This is a genomic window from Mesorhizobium sp. M4B.F.Ca.ET.203.01.1.1 (assembly GCF_004791025.1).
In the GTDB taxonomy this organism is placed as follows: Bacteria; Pseudomonadota; Alphaproteobacteria; order Rhizobiales; family Rhizobiaceae; genus Mesorhizobium; species Mesorhizobium abyssinicae.
The window spans coordinates 1-400 of sequence record NZ_SRUO01000085.1; the positions used below are offsets into that span (position 1 = coordinate 1).

Annotated in this window: 1 protein-coding gene; it reads left to right on the plus strand. The window is 67.0% G+C overall.

What is annotated here, in order from left to right; genetic code table 11:
- Positions 1-400: LysR substrate-binding domain-containing protein (locus tag EN846_RS33730; RefSeq protein WP_245518766.1), on the plus strand; the 400-nt coding region annotated here is incomplete at both ends.

Genomic DNA, 400 nt, shown 5'->3' on the forward strand with positions numbered 1-400 from the left:
GCCCGAACGCGGCAGCGACGCCGGACGCAGGCCACTCCCTCTGGCGGTCAACGATGACTCGCTCGATACATGGTTCGTGCCGGCCGTCGCCGACCTCCACCAGCGCCATGGCTACCTGTTCGACCTGCGCATGGACGACCAGGACCACACCCTGCAACTGCTGCGCGATGGCAGCGTGCTGGGTGCGGTCACTGCCGAAGGCCGGCCGGTGAAGGGCTGCAACGTGCACCCGCTGTTCGCCATGCGCTACCAGGCAATTGCTTCGTCCGCCTTCGCCCGCCGGTACTTCAGCGATGGCATGCAGGCCGCAACCCTGGCGCACGCACCGATGCTGGTGTTCAACCGCAAAGATGAACTGCAATGGCGCTTCGTGCGACGGCTGACCCGCGCCCGACTGCAG